Here is a 21,986-nt window from a genome sequence, read left to right as displayed (position 1 = left end):
TCCAGATCGGGGTATCACTGCAGGTCAGAGCGTCGGCGCAACGGTTGCGCCTCCGGTTCGGTCGTTAAGCGGGCGTTCAGCTCCTTCAGCTGCGCTCCGGGCGCTCCCCAGAGGGCTCCCCGGAGGGCTCCCAGCACCGGCCCCTGTCCTCGCCCCTGTCCCTCTCCCCGCGTCCCTTCCCCTGCTCCCCTCGCCCGTCTCAGGTTCCCCGCCTCAGGCTCCCCGCCTCCGGTTCCCCGGCGAACCGTTCCACTGCGCCCCCGTCCTCTGCTGCGACCGGCGGTTCCTGGACCTCAGCCGCTTCCTGCGCTGACGGTGAACCTGTGACCCGGCCCCTCGTGCGCGTGCCCGCACGGGGCTACGGTGACGGCCATGTGGCAGATGATGGACCTCCTGTACGGGCACAAGAAGCAGATGGTCTCCGCGGAGGAGGCGCTTCCGGGGCGGGACGCGTACCCCTACCCCCTGGAGCGCGAACATGCGGTCCTCGGGACCGACATGCTCGGACCGGAGGCGCCGTCGGATCCGCACCCGTGGCCCGCGGACGCCGAGGAGATCGTCCTCGCCGGCGGCTGCTTCTGGGGCATCGAGCGGATCGCCTGGCAGGTGCCCGGCGTCCACACCACGGTCGCCGGCTATGCCGGGGGCTTCACCGCCCACCCCACCTATGACGAGGTCTTCTCCGCGCGCACGGGCCATGCGGAGGCCGTCCGCGTCATCTATCGGGGAGGGGCGACGACGCTCCGCCTCCTCCTCACCGAGTTCTGGGAGCAGCACGACCCCACGACTGCCAACCGTCAGGGCAACGACGTCGGCACCGAGTACCGCAGCGCCGTCTACTGGACGAGCGCGGAGCAGGAGCGCATCGTCCGCGACTCCGTCGAACAGTATCAGCGGGCGCTGACCGACGCCGGCCGCGGGGAGATCAGCACCGAGCTCTCCGCCCTCTCCGACGCGGGCGACGGGTCCTTCTACGTCGCCGAGCCGGTGCACCAGCAGTACCTGGCCAAGAACCCCGGCGGGTACTGCAACCATGGCTTCAACGGCGTCGCCTGCAGCATCGCCTGAGCCCACAGCTCAACAGCCCCGGATCTCGGGCACGGGCGCCGGACCCGAGATCCGGGCCCGGGCCCCCGGTCCGGGGTCAGGCCGGCTGGTCGCTCTCGGCGATGAGCTCGAGGTCCTCGACGGAGGGCAGCGGCACCTCGCCCTCCTCGAGCAGGTCGTAGGCGCGCTCCATGAGGGCGGTGTCCTCGAGGGTGTCCTCGGCAAGCGTCACCATCAGCTGCGCCAGACGACCCTCGGAGATGAGCAGGCGGAGCTCGAAGGTGATGCCGTCGTGGACGAACCGGCCGAGCACGGGCCAGGTCTGGTCATGGGGGACGACGAGCCGCTCCGGTGCATCGACCGCGAGTTCGATGTCGCTGGTGGCGTAGCCCGGATCGACCTGCTCGGCGACGGCGAGCTGGGAGCGCAGCGCCGGCGCCCCCGGCAGCCCACCGCGGCCCGACGGGTTCGCGAGCAGCGCGGCGATCAGCGCCCGCGACTCCTCGGACAGCTCCGTGCGCACGGGCTCGTCTTCCTCCTCGACCTCCCAGCCGTCGGCCCCGTCGGCCGCGGTGCTCCGGGCATGCGCCCAGTAGGCGAGGGCGGTGCCGGCCGTGCCGACCGCGGCGAGCAGCACGCGGGGGTGACGGATGCCGACCGCGCGCATACCGTCGACGATGCGGCCGTCGATCGCCTCCGACACCTCCGCGAGACCCAGCGTGAGACCGGCGGCGAGGACGCCGTCGGCGGCCGGGGAGACGAGCCGCTGGCCGTCGCGCGCGAGGTCCGCGGACAGCGCACCGCTCGCGGCGGCCATCCCGACCCGGTACCAGGCCCGACGGCGGGGCCCCAGGGTCCGCGGCTCCACGAGCGAGAGCGCCCCGACGGCCTGCGCCATCAGCCCCGCGCGGGCGATCAGGCCGAGCGGCAGCGGCCGGGAGCCGATCAGGATCTGCGACCGCGATCCGTGGACGACGGATGCGCCGACGCCGGAGGCGATGCCCGAGACGATGCCGGGGACGGAGCCGAGGCCGGATGCGGAGGAGCTGGAGGACGCCATACGGCGAGCATACGGGCACGATCCGTCGCCTCGGCTCCGACGATCGTCTCGTCCTCCGCCCCCGCGCACCGTTCGATCCGACGTCGCCCCGCCGTCGGCCCGCTGTCGCCGCGCGTCCACCGGTCGCCGCGCGTCGGCCGGTCGTCGGAGGCCGACGGAGCGGCGCAGCGCACACGGAGCGCGGGGGAGCGCGTGGGCTCCGGCACCCGGGCGTTCCCGCCCCTCCTCTGCGGACGCGCGCGGGACTACCGTGGCCGCATGCTCGATCTCCTGGCGGGAACCCCGCTGCTGACGCTCTTCGCGGTCGTCGCCCTGGGATCGGCGGTCGGGGTGCTGAAGATCGGTCCCGTGCGCTTCGGCGCGTCGGGCGCGCTCTTCGTCGGCCTCGCCGTCGGCGCCCTGGACCCGCGGCTCGGCGAAGGGCTCGGCACCCTGCAGTCCCTGGGGCTGGCGCTGTTCGTCTACACGACGGGCCTCGCCGCCGGCTCCACCTTCTTCCACGACCTCCGCACGCAGACGCGCCTCATCCTCGGCGCGACGCTCGCGCTGATCGCCGCCGCCGTCCTCGGCGTGCTCGTCGGCGAGGCGCTCGGGCTGACGCCCGGCATGATCGGCGGGCTCTACGCCGGCATGTACACCGCCACGCCCGCCCTGGACACCGCGACCACCGCCCTCGCCGGGTCGAGCGCTCCCGCCGTCGGCTTCGCGATCGCGTATCCGATCGGCGTCCTCCTCACCATCGTGATGCTCTCCTCCGCCGTGAAGAAGCACCTGCCCGGACGCAACGACCCGCCCCCGCCCTCCGCCGCCGGACTCCTCGACCTCAGCGTCGAGGTCGAGAACCCGATGCGGGTGCGGCAGATCCCCGGGATCGCCGCGACCGCCGGCCGCAGCGGACAGGTGCGCATGTCCTACCTCCTGCGCGAGGGCCATATGCGCGTCGCCCGCCCCGAGGACCATCTCGTGCGCGGCGACCGCATCCTGCTCGTCGGCATCCCCGACGCCGTGCGCACCGCCGCCGACGCCCTCGGCCACGCCTCCCCGCAGCATCTCGTGCACGACCGCCGCGCCGTCGAGTTCCGCCGCTTCGTCGTCTCCGACCCCGCGATCGCCGGGCAGACCATCGCCCAGCTCCGCGTCCCCGCCCGCGTCGGCGGCATGATCACCCGCGTGAGGCGCGGCGACCGCGAACTCCTCGCCCTGCCCGACATGCCCCTGCAGCTCGGCGACCGCGTCGCCGTGGTCGTCCCCCGCGAGCGCCTCGACGAGGCCCGCGCCATCCTCGGCGACTCCGAGCGGCGCATCACCGAGGTCGACTGGGTCAGCGTCGGGCTCGGCATGGTGCTCGGCATCCTCGCCGGCCTGATCGCCATCCCGATGGGCGCCGGCGCAGGCCTCTCCCTCGGCGTCGCCGCCGGCCCCCTCGTCGTCGGCCTCATCCTCGGCCGCCTCGGACGCACCGGCCCCCTCGTCTGGACCCCGCCCACCGCGGCCGGCCTCACCATCCGCCAGTTCGGCCTCGTCATCTTCCTCGCGACCGTCGGCCTGTCCAGCGGCCAGGCCTTCGCCTCCACCGCCTTCAGCCGCACCGGCCTCCTCGTCGCGCTCCTCACCGCGGGACTGACCGTGCTCAGCGTCGGCGCCGTCTGGTTCGTCGGACGCCTGAGCGGCATGTCGACCGCCCGCACCGCCGGCGCCATGGCCGGCTTCATCGGCCAGCCGGTCCTCCTCGGCCACGTCACCGCCTCGATCGACGACGAGCGCGCCGAATCCGGCTACTCCGCCCTCTTCACCCTCGGCATGATCGTCAAGATCATCCTCGTCCAGCTCATCGTGATGCTCTGAGGGCGACGCGGGGAAGGGCGGGGCGAGTGTGCACGTCACGGGGGCAAGCGCACCTTGCTGGCACCTGCCTCCCGCCTCCTGACGGCCGAGTGTCCGCCAGCTGACGGCCGAGTGTCCACCAGCACTCCCTAAAGCGCTCCATTTCCGGGCACTCCTGCCCACTGCTCGCGCTGACAGGGCGAGCGCGCTGGGAGGAGTGCGAGCTCGCGGGCGTCAGGCGGGCGAACGGGCACGAAGGCGGTGCATCTGGCGATCTCCCCTGCTCTCCTCGGCCCAGTGTCCACCAGCACCCCCTGAAGCGCTCCATTTCCGGGCACTCACGCCCACTGCTCACCCCCAAGCTCACCCTGGTCTGCGAGCAACGCCCGCGGCCCGTCCCTCCCAGCATCCGGCCCGCCCCTCCCGGCGTCCGAGCCAGCTCTCCTCAGCTATGGGCTCCCGGCTACGCTCGCTGCGTGATGTCTGCCGTTCCCGATGCCCATGAGCCCGTGCCCGATGAGGCTCGCGCGGCGGACCCCGCGCCCGCATCCGCACCCGAACCTTCGCCCGCCCCCTCCCCCGCGCACCCTCGCTTCCGGCTGCTCGTGCCGATCGCGATCGCGCTGGCGGGGGCGCTCGCGTACGGGCTGCTGGGGTGGCAGCAGTGGCGGAATCTGGTGGCGCCGTCGTGGGATCTGGGGATCTTCACGGAGCTCGCGAAGGCGTACGGGAGCTTCTCGGCGCCGATCGTGCCGATCAAGGGCGACGACGTGAACCTGCTGGGCGACCACTTCCATCCGATCCTGGTGCTGCTGGCGCCGGTGTGGTGGGTGTGGCCGTCGGGGCTGGCGCTGGTGTGGACGCAGGCGGTGCTGTTCGGGGCGTCGGCGATCCCCCTGGCGAAGCTCGCGATCGACCGGCTGGGGCGGGCGATGGGGACCGTCGTCGGCGTGGGGTACGTGTTCTCCTTCGGTCTGCAGGCGGCGGCGGACGTGCAGTTCCATGAGATCGCGTTCGCCGTCCCGCTGCTGGCGCTGTCGCTGACGGCGCTGCTGCGCGAGCGGGTCATGGCCGCGGCGCTGTGGGCGATGCCGCTGGTGCTGGTCAAGGAGGATCTCGGGCTCACGGTGATGGTGCTGGGCCTGGTGATCGCCCTGCGCTACCGGACCCCGCGCGCTGCGACGCCGCGCGACGCCACGCCGCGCGCTGCGACGCCGCACGACCGGACCCCGCACGACCGGACGCTGCGCGACCACCGGATCACGGGGTTCGGGCTCGCGTGCTGGGGCGCCGGCTGGTTCCTGCTGTCGACGTTCGTGATCCTGCCGCTGCTGAACACGGCGGGGCAGTACGACTACACGGACAAGCTCGGGTCGGTGCTCGACGTCTTCGTGCCGGGGACGAAGTGGGTGACGGTGCTGATGCTGGTCGCGGCGGCCGGCGTGATCGGGGCCCGCTCGCCGCTGATCTGGCTGATGCTGCCGACGCTCGCGTGGCGCTTCACCGGGACCGTCGAGTTCTACTGGGGCTGGACCTGGCATTACGGGGCGGTGCTGATGCCGATCGCGTGCGCAGCGCTGCTGGATGCGCTCGGGGATCGTCGGACGGGTCGGGCGACGAGCCTGCTGCGCCGGGACCGGCCCCTGCCCTCCCGGACGGTCCGCTGGACGGCGGCGATCGCGTCGGCGGCGACCGTCCTGACGCTCGGCGCGCAGATCCCCGTGCTGGACGTCCTGCGGTCGGAGCGCTGGGAGCTGACCTGGCGCGCCGAGCCCGCCCAGGGGGCGCTCGATGCGATGCCCGACGGGGCGGTCGCGGCCGTGGACATCACGCTGCTCGCCTATGCGGTGCCCGATCATGACGTCCAGTGGATGCACGGGCCCAATCTCCGCGTCCCGGACTGCGCGCTGATCGACCAGTACGCCTTCTCCTGGCGCGATGATCCTCCGCGGTCCGCGTCGGACGCCGAGGCGTGGGCGACCCTCGAGTGGGGCGCCGGATCGGGGAACCCCGCGGGGGCCGATGTCGTCTACACGACGGTCTACGACGACGGCGGCTTCCTCGTCGTCTGCCGGGACGACATCGGGGCGGACTGACCGGCGGGGGTATACTGCCGCCCGGTGCGCGCGGGGCCTCGCGCCCTGGTCCGATCGGACACGCACCGCCCCGACGGAAGGATCATCACCGTGACGACACCTCGCGTGAGCGTGCAGGAGGCGTGGGACGCCCTCGCCCAGGGCAATGAGCGGTTCATGAAGGGAACCCTCGCGCATCCCCAGCAGAGCGCCGCCCGGCGCAGCGAGCTGACGGACTACCAGGAGCCCGACGCGGCGTTCCTGGGGTGCGCGGACTCGCGGGTCGCCGCGGAGATACTCTTCGACTGCGGTCTCGGCGACCTGTTCGTCGCCCGCAACATCGGCCAGATCGCCAACGAGAACACGGTCGCGACCATGGAGTACGCGGTCGCGGAGCTCGGCGTCGCCGTGATCGTCGTGCTCGCCCACGGCTCCTGCGGGGCCGTCGCCGCGGCGATCGACCTGACCTCCGCGACCCCCAGCTACGTCACGCCCGCGATCGAGAAGGAGCTGGAGCTCATCCAGCCGGCGGTGCAGCGCGAATGGCTGGCCTCGCACCGCGACACCCCGTACGTCGACCCCGCGCTGATCGACGCCGACGCCGTCGGCCGCCGTCATCTCGACGAGACGATCCACGCCCTCATGCGCTCCTCGCGCGTGATCAGCGACGCCGTCGCCGCCGGCGACCTCGGCATCGTCGGCTGCCAGTACCAGCTGGAGGACGGCCGGGTCGTCCCGATCACGGCCGTCGGGCAGCTGACGATCGCGGCCTGAGGCGCGGCGGAGGGCACGGCTCAGCGCTCCAGCAGCTGAGCCCTCCAGCCCGACGCGACCGCGCCGGCGACATGGCCCGCCGAGTCGTCGAGGAAGGCGACCGCGTCGCGCGGGACGCTTCGTCCGAGGACCTGCTCGATGCGCGCATGGGCCGCGTCGAAGGCCTCGCGGTCGGGCTTGGCGGCGCCCAGCTCCGCCGAGTTCAGCAGGCGCTCGCCGGCGGGGCCGAGGAGGTCGTCGACGCCGAGGTCGCGCAGCTCCTCGCGCACGCGGTCGGTGCCGTTGGTGAACACGAAGACCTCGCGGCCCGAGCGCCGGGCCTCGTCGAGGACGGCCCGGACGTCGGGGTCCGGGACCGGGGTGCTCGCGAGCCAGGCACCGACGACGGCGCGGGCCTCGTCGGCCGCGATCCCGTCGGCCTGCAGGTCGGCGGCGATGCGCTCGCGCCATTGCGCATGGGTGGCGCGGCCGCGCACGACCTCCCGCAGCAGCGGGCTGCGCAGGATCGCCCGGTAGGAGGTGCCTCGCGGGCGGTCGAGGCGCGCGTCGAGGCCGGGGAACAGCGCGGGGTCGAAGCGGCGCAGCACGCCGTCGAGGTCGCTGACCACCACGTGCGTCGCCCGGTCCCGGACGAGCTCCCGGAACACCGCGAGGGACGCCGCGCGGGGTGCCGCGCGTGATGCCGCGCGGGGCGTCTCCGCCGCCGGGCGCCGCGGTCCGCGGACGGTCTCGTCCTCGCCGGGTTCCATGCCCCCAGCGTAGGCAGATCGGACCGCCCCCGGCGCCACCGCTCTGACCTGGCATGGGCTACGCTCGTCGGCGGACACGGGGTGCCCCGCCGGGGCTGAGACCACACCCGCAGAACCTGATCGAGTCAATGCTCGCGGAGGGATGTCATGGAAGAACCGCGCTCGAACGCGCCCGCCACCGCCGTCGACGCCGTCACGGCCACCACCGCCGTCCCGGCGAAGACCACCGTCACGGCCACCACCGCCTTCACCGCCCGGCTCCGCGAGGAGGCCAGCCCCGCCTGGGACCTCGCCGTCGGCCATCGCTTCGTGCGAGAGCTGCACGTCGGGACCGTCCCCGACGACGTCATGGCCGGGTACCTGGTCCAGGACCATCGCTTCCTGGACAGCTTCCTGATGCTGATCGGGGCGGCGATCGCCACGGCCGACACCCCCGCCGCCCGGCTCCGCCTCGCGCAGTTCGCGGGCGACGTCGCCGGCGAGGAGAACACCTACTTCCTGCGCTCCTTCGACGCCCTCGGCATCGACGAGGACCGTCGGGCGAGCATCCCCGACGCCCCGGCGACCGCCGGCTTCCTCGCCCTGTTCCGCGAGGCCGCCGCGAGCGGCGACTACGCGGTCGCGCTGGCCGTGCTGCTGGTGACCGAGTGGCTCTACAACGACTGGGCGGCGGCCGCGCCGCGCCCGCTCCCGGCGGACTTCGTGCACGCCGAGTGGATCGTCCTGCACGACAATCCCGGGTTCGAGGAGTTCGTCGGCTTCCTGCGCGCCGAGCTGGATCGCGTCGGCGCGAGCCTCGAGGCGGCCGACGGGGCAGCCTCCAGCGCGGCCGAAGGAGAGGCCGGCGGCGCATCCGACGGCGCGTTCGCCGGGGTCCGGCTCGCGGCCGTGCGCGAGGCCTTCGCGCGCACGGTCTCCCTCGAGCTGGAGTTCTTCGACGCCGCCTACGAGGACGCCCGGGTGCCGTCCGCGCGGCGCGTCCTCGAGGGGGCCGTGCGATGAGCCTGTTCGCGCAGCTGCGGGCGGCGGCCGTCGAGGACTGGGACGCGTACACCCGCCACGAGTTCGTCGAGCGTCTCGGCGAGGGCACCCTCCCGCTGGCCGCCTTCCAGGACTATCTCGTCCAGGACTACCTGTTCCTCGTCCAGTTCGCCCGCGCCTACGCCCTCGCCGCCTACAAGGGCCGGACCCTCGAGGACGTGCGCCGGGCGTCGGAGGGGCTGACGGGCGTGCTCGTCGAGACCGACCTCCATGCCCGGCTGACGACTTCCTGGGGCATCTCCCCCGAGGCCCTCGCGGCGACGCAGGAGCGCATGGGGACCGTCGCCTACACCCGCTTCGTCCTGGACTGCGGCGCCTCGGGCGACCTGCTGGACCTGCACGTCGCGCTCGCGCCCTGCGCGATCGGCTACGGGGAGATCGGGGCGCGCCTGGCGCCACGCCTCGCGGACCGCTCCGGCACGCAGCATCCGGACGGACAGCATCCCTACGGCGACTGGATCGCCGAGTACGCCGGCGAGGAGTTCCAGGCCTCGGCCCGCGCGGCGACCGCCCGGCTCGATGAGCTCGCGGCGTCCGCGGGGAGTACGGACGCCGCGGGCCTCGCCGGCCCGTCGGCCGCTCGCCTGCCCGACGGGCCCCGGCTCGCGGAGCTCACGCGGATCTTCCGCACCGCGACGCGGCTCGAGGCGGCCTTCTGGCAGCAGGCGCTCGACGCCGTCTGAGCGGCGGCGTGCCCGCCGGCTCCGGCCAGCGGGCGCGCCAGCCGACGGGCACGTCTGCCGACGGCCGGACCGCCGGCGGCAGCGCCGTCGGCCCGGCCGCCGGCGCTCAGCCCCGGGTCTGGGAGGGGTCGCCGATCCAGCCGACGACCAGCGGCGTCAGGGTCGAGCGCTCGATCGCGAGGTAGAGGAAGGGCACGTCGAGCGCGAGGGTCCGCGGCTCGCCGACGTCGGCCGCCGACTCCTCCATCAGCACGGCGGTCGCGGCGGCGGCCTCCATGCCGTTCTGGTCGACGGTGATGACCGCTTCGTGCAGGACGTCGGAGATCACCAGCTCCTCCGCCGTGGTGATGCCCGAGAAGTCGGCGGCGCCGAAGGCGTCCTCCATGCCGAGCCCGGAGAGCACGTCGACGAGGGAGGCCCGCCAGTCGATGTCGAAGGCGGGCAGGGTGACCTGGACGGGCTCGCCCTGCTCGCCCATCGCGGCGAGCAGCGCGTCGAGCAGCGCCGCGCCGTCGGACCCGGTCCCGCCGTCGGACGCCCAGGCGTCGACCACGTCGGCGATCGCGCCCGTCGGCCGCACGAGCACCAGCCCGAGGTCCCCGCCGTAGGAGGGGAGCATGGTGGCCTGGCAGACGTCGTCCTCGTACCAGCTGGTGGTGTCGGCCTCCAGCATCGGCACGTCGACCGCGGTGCCGTCGGCGCGGGTGAAGGGGAGGTCGCCGAGCTGGCTGAGGGGCTCCGGCCACGGGGCGCTCAGGCGCAGGGCGTTGATGAGGGCGAGGCGGGTGGACTCGGAGAGGGCGCCCTCGGGCACGAGCTCCTCGATGAGGTCGTCGGTCTGCTCGGCGACGAAGGCGTTCATGTCCGTGCGGGCGTCCTCGCGCGCGGACTCGTCGGCGAAGTCGGCGGTGTGCAGGCCCGCGTCGAGATGGCGGGCGAGCGCGTCGAGGTAGTCGGACTCGACGTCGAGTCCGTCCTGGATCCAGACGGCGTTGGCGAGGTTCGCGGCGGGCGGCTCGGGCCGGTCCTCGCCGCCCTCCTCCTCGGCGGCCTCGGCCTCCTCGCGTCCGATCTCGAACAGGACGCTGCGCAGCGTGCTCGCCGCCTCCGCGAGCGTGGTCATGTCCGCGCCGAGCACCTCCTCCATCTGCGCAAGGGTGTCGCCGGCGGCGCCGAGGCCCGCCATCGTGAGGGCGACCTGCACGGAGACCGGCGAGCACACGAGGTTGGTCTCCTCGGCGTCGAGGCCTCCGAGCATGCGCGCGGCGAAGGGGGTCAGCCGTCCGGCGATCGTGCCCGGCGCCTGCGGCTCGTCGGGCGAGACGTCCGAGCGGAGGTCCTCGGGGACCGCGACGCCGTCGGAGTCGAGATCGCAGCCGGCCAGCAGGGCCGACGAGGCGAGCACCGCCGGCGGGAGCGCGAGCAGGCCGCGGCGCGGGAGGCGGACGGGACGGGGTGCGGGTGCAGCGGACGTCATGCCCCGATCCAATCACGGGCGTCGCGCCCGCCCGGGGTGCCGATCGTCGGGGGCGCGTCCGGCCGATCGTCGATGCGGCACCGGGCCGACGGAGCGGACAGCGGGCCGATGAGGCGAGCCCGGGGCCGACGATGCGAGCCCCGGGCCGACGGGACGAGCGCCGGTACCGTGGAGCGCATGGACGCCGACGACCCGGTCCCCCTGCACGTCCGGCAGCCCGAGGGCGCGCCCGCCGAGCCCGACGAGCTGCGCACGCTGCTCGAGCAGACCGACGCCTTCGAGGAGCTGGCCGCGCGGATGGCGCTGCTCTCGGACCCTCGACGGCTGCGGATCCTGTTCTGCATCCATGCGCATCCGGGCGTGCGCAGCTCCGACATCGCGCGGGCGACCGGCGCGAACGACTCCACCACCTCGCACGCCCTCGCGCTGCTGCGCTCCGCGGGATGGGTCCGCTCCGAGCGCGTGGGCCGCGAGGTCCGCTACGAGCTCGCCGACCCGATCGTCCACGAGCTCCTGCACGGCATGGGCTCCGACCACCTCCCCGGCGTCCGCCACGGGCACGAGCATGCCGACGGGCACGAGCATCCTCACGAGCATGCGCCGGCTCCCGCGCACGAGCATGGGCACGCCGACGGGCACGCGCACCCGCACGCCGACGAGGCCGCGCACCCCGAGCGCTGACGCGCAACCGACGGCACGCCCTCCGTCGGCGCGCCAGACACTTGTAGTGTCGTGCAAGTGTCAGCCCGATCCACGATCCTGCCGGGCGCCCGCGAGGACTCCGACGTCCCGGGCGCCCCGGCGAGCGCGGGCGCCGTGGCGAGCGCGGGAGCCGTGGCGAGCGAGGGCGTCCCGCGCGGCGCCGGCGCCGCGGACGTGCTCGGGGTGCGCTCGCGGGCACGCCGCGCGCGCCTGCTGCTCGCCGGCCTCGCCCTCGCGACCCTGCTGAGCGCGGTCGTCTGCATCGGGATCGGGCCCGTCCCGATCGCCCCGGGGACGGTGCTGCAGGTCATCGCCGCGCACCTCCGCCTCGACGGCGTGCCGTTCGTCGGCCCGCTCGTCGGCGCGGTCGTCGGCCCGCTCGTCGGCCCGCTCCTCGACGGCGGGGCCGGCGCATCGGCCGGAGTCCCCGTCGATGCGGCGACCGACACGATCGTGTGGAGCGTGCGGGTGCCGCGCGTGCTGCTGGGAGCGGCCGTCGGCGCCTGCCTCGCGATCTCCGGGGCGACCCTGCAGGCCATGGTGCGCACCATGCTCGCCGACCCCTACGTCCTGGGGATCTCCGGCGGCGCCTCCACGGGGGCGGCCGCGGCGATCCTGTTCGGCGTCGGCGCCGCTCTCGGGGAGGCCGCGCAGTCGGTGCTCGCCTTCGTCGGCGCGCTCGGCGCGGCGCTGCTCGTGCTCGTGCTCGCGCGCGCGAACGGGCGCGTCACCTCGATGCGGCTGCTGCTGTCGGGCATCGCCGTCGGGTATGCGCTGTCGGCGGCGACGAGCCTGCTGATCTTCTCCTCGGACTCCGCCGAGGGCTCCCGCTCGGTCATGTTCTGGATGCTCGGCTCGCTGTCCCTGGCCCGCTGGAACGCCTTCCTGGGGATCGCGCTCGCCGCCGCGATCCTCGGCACCGCGGTCCTGATCGGCGGCGGACGGGTCCTCGACGCCCTCGGCGCGGGCGACGAGACCGCCCACGGCCTCGGCATCTCCCCCGACCGCGCCCGCATCGCGCTGCTCGTGGCGGTCTCGCTGTGCACGGCCGCGGCAGTCGCCGCCGCCGGATCGATCGGCTTCGTCGGCCTCGTGATCCCGCATCTCGCGCGCCGGCTCGTCGGCACCCGCCACCGGGTGCTGATCCCGGCGAGCGCGCTGCTGGGCGCGCTGCTGCTGCTGTGGGCCGACGTCGTCGCCCGGATGGTCATGCAGCCGCGGGAGCTGCCGATCGGCGTTCTGACCGCCGCGGTCGGGGCCCCGTTCCTGCTGATCCTGATCCGCCGCCTCCACGCCCACAGCGGCTGAGCCGGGCCCGCACCGCCGCTCGCCTCCACCCGTACCCGCACCCGCACCCGCACCCGAGGAGCCCCATGGATCGTCGTCAGTTCGCCCGCACCGGCCTCGTCGGGATGCTCGGCGCCGCCGTGCTCGGCACCGCGGCCTGCACGGCCGCCGGTTCGGGCTCCGGAGCGGGCGCCGCGGGGGCGGGCGGTGCAGGCGGCGCGCCCGACGACGGGGCCTCCGCCGAGGGCTTCCCGCTGACGGTCGCGAACTGCGAGGCGGAGCTGACCTTCGCGGCCCCGCCGCAGCGCCTGGTGCTGCTGGAGTCGGCACCGGTGACGATCCTCGACGGGATCGGCGCGCTCGACAGGGTGGTCGCGCGGGCCGGCGACTTCCCCGGCGACTACTACGACGCGGATCTCGCCGCGCGCATCGCGGCGATCCCCATGCTCTCCGACGAGCTCGACGCCTCCGGCCACCTGCAGATCTCGCAGGAGGTCGTCATCGCCCAGCAGCCCGACCTCGTCCTCGGCCTGCCCGACGGGATCACCCGCGAGGGCATGCGGGATGCGGGCGCCGAGGTGCTCGTCCAGAGCGTCTACTGCGGCGGTCTCGACGATAGGGCCTCCTTCGACACCCTGCACGAGGAGATCGCCCTCCACGGCCGGATCCTCGGCCGCGCCGCCGAGGCCGACGCTCTGATCGCCGCCCTCGATGCGCGGATCGCCGCGGTCGGCGGCGGCACGGCATCCGACGGCGGCACGGGGTCCGGTGGTGGGGCGGTCTCCACCGCGGCGGTGCTGTATCCCTCGCTCGGCGGCGGGCCGCTGTACGCCTACGGCGCGGCCTCGATGGTCACCGCCCAGCTCGACGCCCTGGGCATCGAGAACGTCTTCGCGTCGACGACGGAGCGGGTGTTCGAGGTCGGCGCGGAGCCGCTGCTGGCGGCGGATCCCGATGTGCTGATCGTCCTGCACCAGAGCGAGGGCGACGGCTCCGACGTCGTCGACGAGATGGTCGGAGCGGACCAGCTGCAGGGCCTCGCCGCGGTCCGGGCGGGGAGCGTGCTGCCGCTGCTGTTCAACTTCTGCGAGCCGGCGACGCCGCTGGTCGTCGACGGCCTCGAGCGCATCGCCGCCTGGGTGCAGGAGCTCGGGGCATGAGCGGGGATCCCGGCCCGGCACCGTCTCCGGCGCCCGTCCTGGCAGCGGTCCCGGCACCGGCCGCAGCACCGTACGCACCGCCGGCCGCAGCACCGGTCCTGGATGCCCGCGGGCTCGTGCACGCCTACGGCGCGGGCGCGTCGGCCGTGCCCGTGCTGCGGGGCGTCGACCTGCAGGTCGGCGAGGGGGAGGTCGTCGGCCTCGTCGGCCCCAACGGCGGCGGGAAGACGACGGTGCTGCGGGCCGTCTCCCGCGCGATCGTGCCCGACGGCGGGAGCGTCCGCCTCGACGGGCGCGACGTGGCCGCGATGTCGGGCCGCGAGCGGGCGCGACGGATCGCCGTGATGGCGCAGGAGACCGACGACGGGATGCCGTTGAGCGTCGCCGATGCGGTCCTGCTCGGCCGCATCCCGCATCGTCGGGGCTTCGGCGGGACCACCCGGGAGGATCTGCGGATCGCGACCGCGGCGCTCGAGCAGGTCGGGGCGCTGCACCTCGCCCGCCAGGACCTCGCGGAGCTCTCGGGCGGTGAGCGGCAGCGGGTGCTCGCCGCGCGCGCTCTCGCCCAGCGGCCGCGCCTGCTGCTGCTGGACGAGCCGACGAACCACCTCGACGTCGGCGCCCAGCACCTCCTGCTCCGCCTCGTGCGCGAGCAGGGCCTCCGGCCGGGACAGGACCGCGCGCAGGGGCAGGGCCTCGCGACCCTCGTCGTGCTCCACGACCTCAACCTCGCCGCCCGCTACTGCGACCGGGTGCTCGTCCTGGACGGGGGCCGGGTGCGGGCCGACGGGCCGCCGGGCCGCGTCCTCACCGAGGAGCTCGTCGGCGAGGTCTACGGCGTCCGCGCCGAGCGCCGCGCCTCCGACGACGGGACCGCCCAGCTCCTCTTCCGCCCCGCGCCGAGCATCGCGCCCGCCGCCGCGCCGTCCCCTCCCACCGACCCGATCGAGGAGCTCCTCCATGCCCGCTGACCCCCGCCCCGCCCGCACCGTCGCCGACGTCGACACCGCAGTCGCCGCAGATACCGAGGCCACGGATACCGAGGCCGCGCAGCGCCGCATGACCTCCTACTGGGATCGCTACGCCGCCGAGTACGACGCCCATCAGCGCTTCCGCCTCGGCCTCGACGGCGAGGCCGAGACCTGGGCGCGGGTCTGGTCGGCCGCCCTGCCGGCGGCGCCGGCGCGCGTGCTCGACGTCGGGACCGGCACCGGGAACGTCGCCCTGCAGCTCGCCGCGCTCGGCCACGAGGTCACCGGCATCGACCTGTCCGAGGGGATGCTCGCGCAGGCCCGCGCCAAGGCCGCGGATCGGGGTGCACCCCGTGCGTCCGTCGGCCCCATGGCATCCGACGAACCGGCGGCATCCGACGGACCGGTGGCGTCCGACGGGGCCCCGGCGCCCGTCTTCGCCCGCGGCGATGCCGTCGCGCCGCCCTTCGCCCCGGGCTCGTTCGACGCGATCGTCTCCCGCTACCTGCTGTGGACGCTGCGCGATGCCCCGGCGGCCCTCGAGCGCTGGTTCGCGCTGCTGCGCCCGGGCGGGGTCCTCGTCGCCGTCGACAGCCCCTGGTACGAGGACGCTCCCGCGCTCCCCCGCCGCACCGCACGCGAGGCCGACTTCGCCGACGCCTACGACGAGGACGCCTTCGGCCGACTCCCCTTCGGACGGGCCGGCGTCGAGCGGATCCGGGCGGCGCTGGCCGAGGCCGGTTTCGAGGACGTACGCGCGGATCCGCTGCCGGAGATCCTCGCCCTCGACCACGCCCACGGCGTCGCCCCCGGTCACACGCCCGCGATGCAGCACCGCTTCAGCGCCCGGCGGCCCGACGCCCCAGCGCTCCGACGCCCCGACCGCATGTGACGGGAGCGGCGGAATAAAGGCGTGACGCGCCCCGTTGAGGGGTGATAGCGTCCTACGCGGTCTCCGGTGGTCGGAACCTGAGACATGGACTGCGCTCCGGCGCCGTCCCCGCAGCAGCCCGCTCCGGCGGGCGACGCCCCTGCGTCATCGCAGGAGAGCTTGCCCCGGCGGACCTCCCCCGCCGTCCGACACAGCGATCGGCAGCGCCGACACCCGCCATGGAGGCGGGCCGGCGACCGCATCGCCAGCACGCGCATCAGCACCGAGACCCTCGTCGCCGTGACGGGATTCCACAGGTCCTGCGGATGATGCGCCGCCCACGACATCGTCGGCCCCGTGCCGACCCACCCCGTCGGCTCCGGCCGATGCAGAACCGTCGGCATCCGCCGACCACGAAGGACCCATGATGAAGAACCAGAAGACCCAGCAGCACCAGAAGACTCAGCAGCACCAGAAGAACCAGCAGCTCTCCTCGCATCGGGCGGCCCGGAAGACCGGCCGCTTCACCGAGTACCGCACGGTCGTGTTCCGCGACCAGAGCGCCGGGATCCGCTACCTCACGCGCTCCAACCGCGCGACGCCGTACTCGACGACCTGGTCCGACGGCCGGATCTACCCCGTCGTCGAGATGGACCTGTCCTCCGAGGCGCACTTCGCCCGGAAGCAGGCCCGCGCCGAGCAGCGCGCCCTCGCGGCCGCCTGATCTTCCCGGCCCGCACGGCCGACGCACGACTGCCCGTCCCGGATCCGTCCGGGGCGGGTAGTCTCGTTCTCGGCCGTCGGTGTCGGATGCTCGCGTCAGATGCTCGCGGCGGGCGCGAGCGCGGCGACCGCCGCGTCGGCCTCGGCCATCGCGAGCATCGCGTTGATGTGCGCGCCGGCGAGCGCGCCGCCCGCGGCCGACGGGCCCACCTGCGCCGACGGGTCGGCGACGTTCCCCGCCGCCCAGACGCCGGGCACCGCGGTCGCCCCGCCCTGACCGGCCACGACGCGTCGGCCCATCCCGGCGGGGAGGTCCTCCACCGGCAGGCCCAGGCCCTCGAGCCCGTCGAGGCGCGGCTCGAGGACGGTGGAGACGGCGAGCACGCTGCGCGGGACGACGGTCCCGTCGGCGAGCTTCACGCCGGCCAGGCCGGTCGCGGCGGTCTCGTCGGCGAGGACCTCGGCGACCGCGCCCTCGATGATGCGGATGCCGCGGGCGCGGAGCCGCTCCCGGTCGGCGGGATCGAGCCCGGCCTCCCCTGCCTCGCCGGCGAGCATCACGACGTCGTCGCTGAGCTGGCGGAACAGGAGCGCCTGGTGGACGGCCATGGCGCCGGTCGCGAGGATCCCGATGGGCTCGTCGCGGACCTCCCAGCCGTGGCAGTAGGGGCAGTGCACGAGGCCGCGGCCCCAGTGCCGGGCGAGGCCCTCGATCTCGGGGAGGCGGTCGCGGGTGCCCGTGGCGACGAGGATCCGGCGCGCGCGCAGGACCCGTCCGTCGGCGAGGACGATCTCGAAGCCGAGGTCCCCGTCGGGGCTCGGGCTCGCCGCTGCGGAGGCGACGCGCCCGGTGACGATGAGGCCGCCGTACTCGCGCACCTCGCGGCGTCCGCGGGCGAGGAGCTCGGACGGGGGCGTGCCCTCGTTGCCGAGGAGGCCGTGGACTCCGTCGGCGGGGGCGTTGCGGGGGTCGCCGGCGTCGATCACGACGACGCTCCGGCGGGAGCGGGCGAGCATGAGCGCGCCGTTCAGTCCCGCGGCGCCGCCGCCGAGGACCGCGACGTCGACGACGTCGCCGGGGATCTCGTCGCGGACGGCGTCGTCAGCCGTGCCCGTGGGATCAGCGGTCGGGGCGGTGATGGTCTCGGTGGGGGAAGTGCTGGTCATGGGTGCCTCTCCTCGGGTCGTGGGCGGGTCGCTCGCGGCGGGCGCTCGTCGTGCCTGACCTCGTCGCGTCGTCTACGACGCTAGAAGATCTGGCGCATAAGGCATAGCATCTTGCTCATGCCGCAAGATTCTGCCTCCGTCGACGGCCTCGTCCGCAAGCGCATCCGTGGGCTGCGTCTCGCCCAGGGTCTTTCGCTCGATGACCTGGCCGCCCGCACGCACATGAGCCCGTCCACGCTCTCGCGGATCGAGAACGGTCAGCGCCGGCTCGCGCTCGATCAGCTGGTGCTCATCGCCCGCGCCCTCGACACGGGCCTCGACCAGCTCGTCGAGTCCGCGGAGGAGGACGTGGTCTCCAGCGCCGTGATCGACGAGGCGAACGAGTCGAAGCGCTGGTCGATCCGCGCCGAGCCCGACAAGATCATCATGCGCCGCCGCCTGACCGGGCCCCCGCCCGAACCCTCCCGGATGCGCGCCCACCCGGGCAAGGAGTGGCTGCTGGTCCTCTCCGGGACCGCGATCCTCCGCCTCGGCGAGCGCCGCTACCGCATCGAGACCGATCAGTGCGCCGAGTTCTCGACAATGCTCCCGCACGCCTTCGGCGCCGAGGGAGGCCCCTGCGAAGTGCTCATGGTCTTCGACCGGGCCGCGAGCCGCGAGCACCAGGGGCATCACGAGGAGCAGGGCGAGCCGTCCGGGCGGGACGAGCGGGAGCCGACGAGCCGGAGCTGACGGCCGGACGAGCCGATGAGCGGCCCGGCGGCCGGGCGGCCGGGCGGTCATCCGCTCGGACGACAGATGGTCCGTTCGGATGAGGGCGGGTCCCTCCCACGGGCGGACGCCGTCCTCGCGCCCGCGGACGCATACTCGGATCGACGCCGCACGACGCGACTCGCCACGGGCGACGGCGCCGACAGCCCGTTCCAGGGCCCCGCGCCCGCGTTCGAAAGGCCTTCCGATGTCGCACGTCGCCCATCCCGCCGTCCCCCCGATCCCCGCTCCCCCGGGCACCCCTGCCACCCCTCCGACCGCGCGGCCCGCCCTCGCCGTCGTCGGCCCGCCTGCTCCCGCCACCGCCCCCGCACCGCGGCGGGCCGCCTGGTACCTGCGCTTCTCCTGGGTGATCGCGCTGGTCGCCGGGCTCGCCGCCTACATCGCGACCTTCGTGATCATGCTGATCACGCAGAACCCGACGATGCTGCCGACGGTGCTGCTGGTCGGCGCCGGCACCATCCCGCTGGCCGTGCTGCTGTTCGCGCAGACGAGCCGCGTGGGGCCGATGGTCCCCACCAGCACCGTGCTGATCGTGGCGAGCGTCGGCGGGCTGTTCGCCGTGTGCGCGGCGGGACTGACGGAGGCCCTCGCCGGCGCGGTCCTCGGCCGTCCGGCGATCCTGCTGGTCGGGATCATCGAGGAGACCGCGAAGCTGGTGGTCCCGCTGATCATCCTCGCCCTCGCCCATAGGGCGACCCGCGGCGGCGGGATCGTCATCGGCATCGCCGCCGGCACCGGCTTCGCCGTGCTGGAGACCATGGGCTACGGCTTCGACGCGCTGCTCTCGCAGAACGGCGGGCTCGGCGCCCTCGACGCGACCCTGGTGCTGCGGGCGATCCTCGTCCCCGCCGGGCACGTCGCCTGGACCGGCGCGGTCTGCGCGGCCCTGTGGCACCTGGTCGAGAGCTCGCACAAGGGGCGCGCGACGCTCGCGCTGGTCGGCGCCTACGTCGGCGCGATCGTCCTGCACACCGCCTGGGATGCGAGCACGAGCGGCGTCCTGCATGTGCTGATCGGCCTGGTCAGCGTCGTCGGCCTGCTGTGGATCACGATCGCCGCGCATCGCGCCTTCGTCCGCCGGCAGACGGCGGGCGCGCTCGCGAGCACGCCCGCCTGAGCACGCCCGCCGGAGTCAGCCGCGCGCGCCGAGCCAGGGGGCCAGCACGTCCTCGGCGCCGAGCCAGGGCGCGAGGCCCTCGGCCCATTCCTCCTCGGTCAGCAGGCAGCGGGCGAAGGCGTCGCGGACGCGCGGCGCGTCGGCCGGGTCGACGCCGGTGACGACGATGCGGGTGGTGGGCAGGTCGCGCCCGGCCTCGGCGATGGACCCGATGCTGGCCTGGCCGCCCGCGCCGTCCCACTGGCAGATCGCGTCGGGACGGTCGGGCAGCCAGAAGCGTCCGCGGCCGCGGAGGCGGCCGGCCCCCAGGTCCTCGACGTTCTCGAGCAGGCGCTGAGGATGGAAGGGCCGCTCGGAGGCGAGGTCGAGGGTCCAGGTGCCGTGCTCCGAGGGGCCGCCGTGGGGTCGCACGCTGCGCGGATCCCGTCGGACCAGGCCGGCGACGTGCCCGACGGGGGCGTCGACGACCTGGGACGCGTCCAGGCTGTGCAGGCAGGGGGCGAGCAGCTGGTCGTCGGCCCGCAGATGCTCGACGAGCTCGAGCCCGGCCTCGGAGCCCTCGCCCCCGGAGCCGTCGGCCCCGGCGACGACCAGCAGGTCGGCGTACTCGATCTGCGCGGCGAGCGCCTCGCCGACGCTGCGGGAGTCCTCGGGGGCGACCTCGAGGCGGCGCTCGGCGAGGGTGTCGTCGCCGAGCAGGTCGTGCAGCGCCGTGGCGGCGGACAGGACCGCGACCGTGCGCGCGGTGCGCCAGGCGCTCCCGCTGTCGACCGCCTGCTCGTCGACCTCGACCCCGGCGACGAGGGCGCGGTTCCTCGCGGCGGCGCGGCGGGTGCGCAGCGCGCCGACGAGGGCGCCGACGACGGTGATCGGGTCCGCGGCGATCGGCGGGGTCAGCAGGATGGTGCGCACGTCGGAGCGGGCGGCGAGGCGGTCGAGGGTGGGGACGGCGTCCTCGCGGGTCGCGCAGGAGACGCAGGGGTGGGCGAGCTCGAGGACCTGCTCCTCGAGCACGCCGTCGCGGCCGACGACGCGGCGGCGCAGCACGCCGGTCCGGGGGTCGGACTCGTAGCGCAGCTCGACCGCCTCGGGCAGGTCGAGCATCAGGTCCGCGACGAGCGCGCCGCGCAGGACCGGGTCGATCGCCGCGACGACGGCGACGGGGACGGGCGCGGGACGGCCCGCGGGACGGCCGAACGACGGGGCCGCCGCGGCCGGGCCCGCCGCGGAGAAGGCAGGGGCTGTGCGATGGGACATGAGGACTCCTCCACCTCTTGACGATAACGATTCTCATTAATAGTATCTGCCGGTGCGTCGGGGCGGTGTCAAGCCGTCGACGCATCGGCTGCGGCGAGGAGCACATCCGCCCGAGCAGCCCGCAGACAGCGCCGCGGGAGCGACGCGCAGACAGCGCCGCAGGAGCGACGCGGAGAAGGGAGTGCCCATGGCACGCAGGAACGAGGTGCGCGGAACCATCCGCCTGCGCTCGACGGCCGGCACCGGCTACACGTACATGACCACCAAGAACCGTCGGAACACCCCGGACCGGCTGACGGTGCGCAAGTTCGATCCGCGCATCCGCCAGGTCGTCGAGTTCCGGGAGGAGCGCTGATGGCGAAGACCTCGAAGATCGCCGCCGACGCCCGGCGCCGACGCACCGTCGAGCGCTACCGGGAGCAGCGGCTCGCGCTCAAGCGCACGATCAAGGACCCCGCGACCTCGGCCGAGGAGAAGGCTCTCGCGCAGCGGGACCTGCAGCGGCTCCCGCGGGATGCGAGCCCGACGCGCCTGCGCAACCGCGACGCGATCGACGGCCGCCCCCGCGGCTATCTCCGCGTCGTCGGCCTCTCGCGCGTGCGCTTCCGCCAGGCGGCGCATCGCGGCGAGCTTCCCGGCATCACGAAGTCCAGCTGGTGACCCTGCAGGGGCACCCCAGAGGAGGAGCAGCATGAAGAAGGACATCCACCCCGACTACCGGCCCGTCGTCTTCCGCGACGCGAGCGCCGGCTTCGCGTTCCTGACGCGGTCGACGGCGACCTCCGAGAAGACCGTCGTCTGGGAGGGCGGCGCCACCTATCCGGTGATCGACGTCGAGGTCTCCTCCGCCTCGCACCCGTTCTACACGGGCCAGGCGAAGGTGCTCGACACCGCCGGTCGCGTCGAGCGGTTCCGCCGGCGCTACGGCCAGCGCGCCCGCGCCTGACGGGCGGCATCGACGACGAAGGGCCTGATCCTGCTCGGCAGGATCAGGCCCTTCTCGTCATCCGCGGAGGTCGCCTCCGCCGACGGGTCGGCGCGTCAGTGCCTCGCGGACGCTCCGCCGTGGCCGAGGGCGGCACCGGCGCGCTCGGCGCCGAGGGCCGCGAGGTCGGTGCAGAACTTCACCAGGAGCACGAGGACGGGGACGGTGGCGACCAGCAGGAGGGCGCCGATGAAGAGGAGCGGGAAGGCTTCGCCGAAGGACATGGTTGCTCTGCGATTCTT

23 protein-coding genes and 1 riboswitch are annotated in these 21,986 nt (G+C 74.5%); of the genes, 17 read left to right on the top strand and 6 right to left on the bottom strand.

Translation table 11 applies throughout. The features are described 5' to 3' along the window. Positions 1 to 372: 372 nt before the first annotated feature. Complete coding sequence (gene msrA / locus ACXET9_RS11690; RefSeq protein ID WP_457886769.1) at positions 373 to 1,068, top strand: peptide-methionine (S)-S-oxide reductase MsrA; 696 nt, start codon at positions 373 to 375, stop codon at positions 1,066 to 1,068. A gap of 76 nt (positions 1,069 to 1,144) precedes the next feature. On the opposite strand, the gene ACXET9_RS11685 is transcribed toward msrA, so the two are convergent. After that, positions 1,145 to 2,107, bottom strand: coding sequence for a hypothetical protein (locus ACXET9_RS11685; RefSeq protein WP_457886768.1), 963 nt, complete (start codon positions 2,105 to 2,107; stop codon positions 1,145 to 1,147). Between the two features lie 258 nt (positions 2,108 to 2,365). Here ACXET9_RS11685 and ACXET9_RS11680 point away from each other — a divergent pair, with 258 nt between their 5' ends. The 3 genes from ACXET9_RS11680 (at position 2,366) to ACXET9_RS11670 (ending at position 6,780) form a co-directional block, all read left to right on the top strand. Beyond that, on the top strand, positions 2,366 to 3,952 hold the full coding sequence (locus ACXET9_RS11680) for an aspartate:alanine exchanger family transporter (RefSeq protein ID WP_457886767.1): 1,587 nt from the start codon (positions 2,366 to 2,368) through the stop codon (positions 3,950 to 3,952). Between the two features lie 458 nt (positions 3,953 to 4,410). After that, positions 4,411 to 6,027, top strand: coding sequence for a DUF2079 domain-containing protein (locus ACXET9_RS11675; protein ID WP_457886775.1), 1,617 nt, complete (start codon positions 4,411 to 4,413; stop codon positions 6,025 to 6,027). Between the two features lie 90 nt (positions 6,028 to 6,117). Then, positions 6,118 to 6,780 carry a carbonic anhydrase gene (locus ACXET9_RS11670; protein WP_457886766.1) on the top strand — a complete coding sequence of 221 codons (663 nt, stop codon included), beginning with the start codon at positions 6,118 to 6,120 and terminating at the stop codon, positions 6,778 to 6,780. A 20-nt stretch (positions 6,781 to 6,800) separates the two neighbouring features. Here the strand turns inward: ACXET9_RS11670 and ACXET9_RS11665 are convergent, their stop codons facing one another. Next, on the bottom strand, positions 6,801 to 7,529 hold the full coding sequence (locus ACXET9_RS11665; protein ID WP_457886765.1) for an HAD family hydrolase: 729 nt from the start codon (positions 7,527 to 7,529) through the stop codon (positions 6,801 to 6,803). A gap of 67 nt (positions 7,530 to 7,596) precedes the next feature. Further along, a riboswitch (TPP riboswitch) is annotated at positions 7,597 to 7,689 on the top strand. On the opposite strand from ACXET9_RS11665, the gene ACXET9_RS11660 reads away from it, so the two are divergent. Both ACXET9_RS11660 and ACXET9_RS11655 read left to right on the top strand, forming a co-directional pair. Then, positions 7,677 to 8,531 (top strand): TenA family protein, encoded by an 855-nt coding sequence (locus ACXET9_RS11660; RefSeq protein WP_457886764.1) that lies wholly within the window; start codon positions 7,677 to 7,679, stop codon positions 8,529 to 8,531. It overlaps the preceding riboswitch by 13 nt. Beyond that, on the top strand, positions 8,528 to 9,253 hold the full coding sequence (locus ACXET9_RS11655) for a TenA family protein (protein ID WP_457886763.1): 726 nt from the start codon (positions 8,528 to 8,530) through the stop codon (positions 9,251 to 9,253). The genes ACXET9_RS11660 and ACXET9_RS11655 overlap by 4 nt, the downstream gene beginning before the upstream one ends. Before the next feature lie 106 nt (positions 9,254 to 9,359). Here ACXET9_RS11655 and ACXET9_RS11650 read toward each other — a convergent pair whose 3' ends face one another. Further along, positions 9,360 to 10,730 carry a serpin family protein gene (locus ACXET9_RS11650; protein WP_457886762.1) on the bottom strand — a complete coding sequence of 457 codons (1,371 nt, stop codon included), beginning with the start codon at positions 10,728 to 10,730 and terminating at the stop codon, positions 9,360 to 9,362. 177 nt (positions 10,731 to 10,907) lie between these two features. Here ACXET9_RS11650 and ACXET9_RS11645 point away from each other — a divergent pair, with 177 nt between their 5' ends. The 6 genes from ACXET9_RS11645 (at position 10,908) to ACXET9_RS11620 (ending at position 16,445) form a co-directional block, all read left to right on the top strand. Continuing rightward, positions 10,908 to 11,411, top strand: coding sequence for a metalloregulator ArsR/SmtB family transcription factor (locus ACXET9_RS11645; protein ID WP_457886761.1), 504 nt, complete (start codon positions 10,908 to 10,910; stop codon positions 11,409 to 11,411). Positions 11,412 to 11,606: 195 nt separating this feature from the next. Continuing rightward, complete coding sequence (locus ACXET9_RS11640; protein WP_457886773.1) at positions 11,607 to 12,740, top strand: FecCD family ABC transporter permease; 1,134 nt, start codon at positions 11,607 to 11,609, stop codon at positions 12,738 to 12,740. A gap of 65 nt (positions 12,741 to 12,805) precedes the next feature. Further along, complete coding sequence (locus tag ACXET9_RS11635; protein WP_457886760.1) at positions 12,806 to 13,879, top strand: ABC transporter substrate-binding protein; 1,074 nt, start codon at positions 12,806 to 12,808, stop codon at positions 13,877 to 13,879. Continuing rightward, the gene (locus ACXET9_RS11630) at positions 13,876 to 14,850 is read left to right on the top strand and encodes an ABC transporter ATP-binding protein (protein ID WP_457886759.1); all 975 of its coding nucleotides are present in this window, start codon (positions 13,876 to 13,878) and stop codon (positions 14,848 to 14,850) included. The genes ACXET9_RS11635 and ACXET9_RS11630 overlap by 4 nt, the downstream gene beginning before the upstream one ends. Beyond that, complete coding sequence (locus ACXET9_RS11625) at positions 14,840 to 15,742, top strand: class I SAM-dependent methyltransferase (protein ID WP_457886757.1); 903 nt, start codon at positions 14,840 to 14,842, stop codon at positions 15,740 to 15,742. The genes ACXET9_RS11630 and ACXET9_RS11625 overlap by 11 nt, the downstream gene beginning before the upstream one ends. 406 nt (positions 15,743 to 16,148) lie before the next feature. Continuing rightward, positions 16,149 to 16,445 (top strand): hypothetical protein, encoded by a 297-nt coding sequence (locus ACXET9_RS11620; protein WP_457886756.1) that lies wholly within the window; start codon positions 16,149 to 16,151, stop codon positions 16,443 to 16,445. Between the two features lie 95 nt (positions 16,446 to 16,540). Here the strand turns inward: ACXET9_RS11620 and ACXET9_RS11615 are convergent, their stop codons facing one another. Beyond that, positions 16,541 to 17,611: an NAD(P)/FAD-dependent oxidoreductase gene (locus tag ACXET9_RS11615; RefSeq protein WP_457886755.1), complete on the bottom strand. Its 1,071-nt coding sequence runs from the start codon at positions 17,609 to 17,611 to the stop codon at positions 16,541 to 16,543. 117 nt (positions 17,612 to 17,728) lie between these two features. Between ACXET9_RS11615 and ACXET9_RS11610 the strand changes: the two genes are divergently transcribed. Further along, complete coding sequence (locus ACXET9_RS11610) at positions 17,729 to 18,343, top strand: helix-turn-helix domain-containing protein (RefSeq protein WP_457886754.1); 615 nt, start codon at positions 17,729 to 17,731, stop codon at positions 18,341 to 18,343. A 226-nt stretch (positions 18,344 to 18,569) separates the two neighbouring features. Beyond that, entirely contained in the window at positions 18,570 to 19,502 is a 933-nt protein-coding gene (locus ACXET9_RS11605) for a PrsW family intramembrane metalloprotease (protein WP_457886753.1), read from the top strand. 15 nt (positions 19,503 to 19,517) lie between these two features. Here the strand turns inward: ACXET9_RS11605 and ACXET9_RS11600 are convergent, their stop codons facing one another. Next, on the bottom strand, positions 19,518 to 20,759 hold the full coding sequence (locus tag ACXET9_RS11600) for a GTP-binding protein (RefSeq protein WP_457886752.1): 1,242 nt from the start codon (positions 20,757 to 20,759) through the stop codon (positions 19,518 to 19,520). 187 nt (positions 20,760 to 20,946) lie between these two features. On the opposite strand from ACXET9_RS11600, the gene rpmG reads away from it, so the two are divergent. From rpmG to ACXET9_RS11585, 3 genes are read left to right on the top strand one after another with little or no spacing between them, the layout of a single operon-like run. Further along, complete coding sequence (gene rpmG, locus ACXET9_RS11595) at positions 20,947 to 21,114, top strand: 50S ribosomal protein L33 (RefSeq protein WP_457886751.1); 168 nt, start codon at positions 20,947 to 20,949, stop codon at positions 21,112 to 21,114. After that, positions 21,114 to 21,419 (top strand): 30S ribosomal protein S14, encoded by a 306-nt coding sequence (gene rpsN, locus ACXET9_RS11590; protein WP_457886750.1) that lies wholly within the window; start codon positions 21,114 to 21,116, stop codon positions 21,417 to 21,419. Before rpmG ends, rpsN begins: the two co-directional genes overlap by 1 nt. A gap of 31 nt (positions 21,420 to 21,450) precedes the next feature. Next, the gene (locus ACXET9_RS11585) at positions 21,451 to 21,705 is read left to right on the top strand and encodes a type B 50S ribosomal protein L31 (protein WP_457886749.1); all 255 of its coding nucleotides are present in this window, start codon (positions 21,451 to 21,453) and stop codon (positions 21,703 to 21,705) included. A 95-nt stretch (positions 21,706 to 21,800) separates the two neighbouring features. On the opposite strand, the gene ACXET9_RS11580 is transcribed toward ACXET9_RS11585, so the two are convergent. Next, the gene (locus ACXET9_RS11580) at positions 21,801 to 21,968 is read right to left on the bottom strand and encodes a hypothetical protein (protein WP_457886748.1); all 168 of its coding nucleotides are present in this window, start codon (positions 21,966 to 21,968) and stop codon (positions 21,801 to 21,803) included. Positions 21,969 to 21,986 lie beyond the last annotated feature (18 nt).

The organism is Brachybacterium netajii (SeqCode) (genome assembly GCF_054114245.1).
Note: the sequence above shows the minus strand (reverse complement) of the source record. Positions and strands in the feature narration are given on the sequence as shown.